Below are 3,453 nucleotides of genomic sequence, written 5' to 3' on the forward strand. Positions count from 1 at the left end.
GGGGAGAAGAGAGGGGGGCGGAGAGGGGGGAGGGGGGGGTGGGGGGGGGGGGGGGGGGGGAAAAAAAAAGAGCTTCACCCCCCCAGCTGGTGTCCCACGCCCCTCGTTCTGTTCAGTGGTGCGGTTCTGTTCAGTGGTGCCGTTCTGTTCAGTGGTGCGCCACCACGTGCGTGTGCAGCAGGCCGAGGGCCGCGGCGACCGCCTGGGGCTCCTCGACGACGCTCAGGTGCCCGGCGCCGGGCACCAGCGTGAGAGCGGCGTCGCCCATCGCGGGGCCCAGGGGCGAGCCCGCCGCCCGGACCATGTGCTCGGCCTCGGCCAGCGGCGTGATCGAGTCCTCGGCCCCCACCACGACGGCGACCGGCGCGTCCAGGCGATCGAGCACGTAGGTACGGTCGGGCCGCGACGCCATCGCGCGCTGCGACCAGGCGACTCCCGCCGGCGACTGGGCGCGGATCCACGAGTCCAGGACGGGGAACAGGTTGCGGCGGTGCTCCGTGCTGGTGGCGCCGACCAGGTTGGCGGGCATCCCGAGCACCGCGTCCACGGTCTGGCTGGCGTCGACCGCGGCGGCGATCCGCAGCCGCTTGGCGCGCGCCTCCTCGGTGTCCGCCGTCGACTTCGTGTTCACCAGGCCCAGCCCCGCCACGAAACCCGGGTGCCGCTCGGCCAGGGCGAGCGCGACGTACCCGCCCATCGAGTGCCCGACGACGACGGCGTTGCCCTCCCCCGCGTCGGTCATCGTCAGGTACACCGCGTCGGCGATGTGCTCGATGCTCGGCGGGAACCCGTCCAGGTCGCTGTGCCCGGCACCGGGCAGGTCCACCGCGATGGCCCGGACGCCGGGCGGGAGGTACTCCGCGCACGCCGCCCACATCCGGTGGTCGAGCGGGAAGCCGTGCAGCAGCACGAGCGGCACGCCCCCGCCGTCGCGCAGCGTGAAGGTCGCCAGGTTCCTGGTGGCTCGAGAGGTCATCGTCGTCCTCCTCTGGTGGTGCTGTCGTGGTGATGGTGCCTGGTGGTGTCGTTCAGGAGGCGCCCAGCGGGCCGTCCCAGTGGGTCGGCAGCGGGAGCGGGTGGTCGGGCAGGACGTGGGCGACGATCTCGTTCAGCGCACGCGCGACGGCGGGCTCGCCGACCCAGAGGTGCTTCGCGCCGTCGACGCCGATCACCTCGGCCTGCGGCACCCGCGCGAAGCGCCGGCGGGCCTCGTCGGGCCGGAGGTAGTCGTCGAGCTCCGGCACCAGGACGACGAGCGGCTTGCCGAACGCCGCCCAGCGGTCCAGGTCCTCGTCCGTCGCGCGGTGCAGCGGCGGCGAGAGCAGGACGGCGCCCTCGATGCTCGGGTCGGCGCCGTGCTTGAGGACCAGCTCCGTGCCGAACGACCAGCCGACCAGCCACGGCCGGGGCAGCCCGCGGAACTCGGCGAACTCGATCGCGGCCGCGACGTCGTACCGCTCCGCCTCGCCGCCGTCGAACGTGCCCTCGCTCGTGCCGCGCGGGGAGGAGGTGCCCCGGGTGTTGAACCGCAGCACCGCCAGGTCGGCCAGAGCGGGCAGCCGCCACGCGGCCTTGCGGTACACGTGGGAGTCCATGAAGCCGCCGTGCGTGGGCAGCGGGTGGAGCGTCAGCAGGCTGGCCGCGGGCTCGGCGTCCGCCGGCAGGGCGAGCTCGCCCACGAGCGTGAGGCCGTCGGCGGTGTGCAGCTCGACGTCCTCCCGCTGCGCGGGCAGGACGGTGAGCGAGCGGATCTGGTGGGTCGTCTGGCCGGAGGCCGCGTCCGGCGTCGCTTCAGTGGTCATCGGGACCATTCTCCTCCCGCACGCGGGAGGACGCGCCGGCGTCGGGGTGTGTGTCGCAGCACCCTGGCCGCAGGTACGGCAGGCCCGTTGCCTCAGCGCAGGTTGGCCCGGCGCTGCCAGCAGCTCGTGTGCCAGTGCCGCCGCGCGTCCAGCCCGGCCTCGGGCCCGCCGAACCCGTCCGTCTTCCATGCGACGACGTGCGCCGTGCCCGGCGTGACCTCCTGGTGGCAGGCGGGGCAGACATAGGTCTTGTCGGACGACCGGATCCGCTGCACCACCCACTCGCCGTCCGCCGCCGACTCGCTGCGACGCCCGCCCGTCGCCCGGTCCACGTCGAGGGGGACATGGCCCGCGGCATACGGACGCTTGCTGGAGCGGCGGTTCGACGGCATGCCATCTATTGTTCCGCAGGGCGGAGCGGATGGCTCAAGGCTGTTCGGGAACAGCCCGCATCGCGCACCACAATGCCTGGGAGCCGCACTCATCTCCGCCCGCTAGAGTGTGGCGGTCCCCAGCAAGGCGCACACCTACCGAAGGACTACTCGTGAAGCACCGCACCACTGCCGCCTTGGCAGCCGTCGCGCTGGCATCCATCGCGCTCACCGGCTGCGCGAGCGCCGACGACTCCGGGAGCGACAACGCAGCCGCCTCCGACGGAAACGTCTGCGAGGTTGCGGCCGCCCCGGAGGCGTCGCCCATGCCCAGCCCGTCCGAGGAGGACGTCAAGGCGGTCGATGCGATCGAGGTCTCCGGCCCGGTCGGCAAGGAACCGAAGGTGACGTTCAAGGCGCCGCTCAAGGTCACGTCCCCGACGTCCCGCGTCGTGGACGAGGGCACCGGCGCGGAGCTCGTCGAGGGCGCCCAGGTGACCATCAACTACGTGGTCATCGCGGGCAAGGACGGCTCGACCAGCGGCTCGACCTGGGAGACCAAGAAGCCGGAGTCGTTCACGCTCGGCGACCCGCAGTACGACCTGCTGAACGACCGCCTGATCGGCCAGAAGGTCGGCGCGCGCCTCCTCATGGCGAGCACCGCGATGGACCAGACCATCCAGGTGACGATGGTCGAGGTGACCGAGTCCAAGGAGATCCCGGCGCGTGCCGAGGGCACCGAGGTGGCCCCCAAGGAGGGCCTGCCCACCGTCGAGCTCGCCGACGACGGCCAGCCGACCGTGACGATCCCCACGGACTACGAGGCGCCCACCGAGCTGGTGGTCCAGCCTCTCGTCGAGGGTGACGGCGCCGAGGTCACGAAGGACCAGACGGTCACCGTGCAGTACGCGGGCTGCCTGCTCGACGGCACGTCCTTCGACTCCTCGTGGAGCCGTGGCACGCCGACGTCGTTCCCGCTGAGCGGTGTGATCCCCGGCTGGACCAACGGCATCGCCGGCCAGAAGGTCGGCAGCCAGGTGCTGCTCGTCGTCCCGGCTGACCAGGGCTACGGCGACCAGGAGAACGGCGCGATCCCGGCGAACTCGACGCTGGTGTTCGTGGTCGACATCCTCGAGGCCAAGGCGGCCTGACGCTACCGGCCCGCTCGCGGGCCGGCCTGAGATCTCGCGCACGTACCGTGCGCATCGCCGCTGATCACGGCACAGACGTGGGGGGGGGGGGGAGAGGGAGGAGTGCCCCTACCCCCCTGTATTGTCTCT

The 3,453-nt window shown here is 72.5% G+C and carries 4 protein-coding genes; 1 reads left to right on the forward strand and 3 read right to left on the reverse strand.

The features are described 5' to 3' along the window. Nucleotides 1-148: 148 nt before the first annotated feature. The 3 genes from ACFV9Q_RS11740 to ACFV9Q_RS11750 form a co-directional block, all read right to left on the reverse strand. The gene (locus ACFV9Q_RS11740; RefSeq protein ID WP_377232441.1) at nucleotides 149-976 is read right to left on the reverse strand and encodes an alpha/beta fold hydrolase; all 828 of its coding nucleotides are present in this window, start codon (nucleotides 974-976) and stop codon (nucleotides 149-151) included. Nucleotides 977-1,028: 52 nt separating this feature from the next. Then, the gene (locus ACFV9Q_RS11745) at nucleotides 1,029-1,802 is read right to left on the reverse strand and encodes an alpha/beta hydrolase (protein ID WP_377234570.1); all 774 of its coding nucleotides are present in this window, start codon (nucleotides 1,800-1,802) and stop codon (nucleotides 1,029-1,031) included. 92 nt (nucleotides 1,803-1,894) lie between these two features. Then, nucleotides 1,895-2,194 carry a hypothetical protein gene (locus tag ACFV9Q_RS11750; protein WP_377234571.1) on the reverse strand — a complete coding sequence of 100 codons (300 nt, stop codon included), beginning with the start codon at nucleotides 2,192-2,194 and terminating at the stop codon, nucleotides 1,895-1,897. A 152-nt stretch (nucleotides 2,195-2,346) separates the two neighbouring features. On the opposite strand from ACFV9Q_RS11750, the gene ACFV9Q_RS11755 reads away from it, so the two are divergent. Next, nucleotides 2,347-3,324, forward strand: coding sequence for an FKBP-type peptidyl-prolyl cis-trans isomerase (locus tag ACFV9Q_RS11755; protein ID WP_377234572.1), 978 nt, complete (start codon nucleotides 2,347-2,349; stop codon nucleotides 3,322-3,324). Nucleotides 3,325-3,453: the final 129 nt, after the last annotated feature.

Source organism: Promicromonospora sp. NPDC059942 (genome assembly GCF_042731755.1).
In the GTDB taxonomy this organism is placed as follows: domain Bacteria; phylum Actinomycetota; class Actinomycetes; order Actinomycetales; family Cellulomonadaceae; genus Promicromonospora.

Excerpts from the sequence above, each read along its gene's own strand:
- ACFV9Q_RS11740 (WP_377232441.1), bottom strand. The coding sequence starts at position 976 with ATGACCTCTCGAGCCACCAGGAACCTGGCGACCTTCACGCTGCGCGAC.
- ACFV9Q_RS11750 (WP_377234571.1), bottom strand. The coding sequence starts at position 2,194 with ATGCCGTCGAACCGCCGCTCCAGCAAGCGTCCGTATGCCGCGGGCCAT.
- ACFV9Q_RS11745 (WP_377234570.1), bottom strand. The coding sequence starts at position 1,802 with ATGACCACTGAAGCGACGCCGGACGCGGCCTCCGGCCAGACGACCCAC.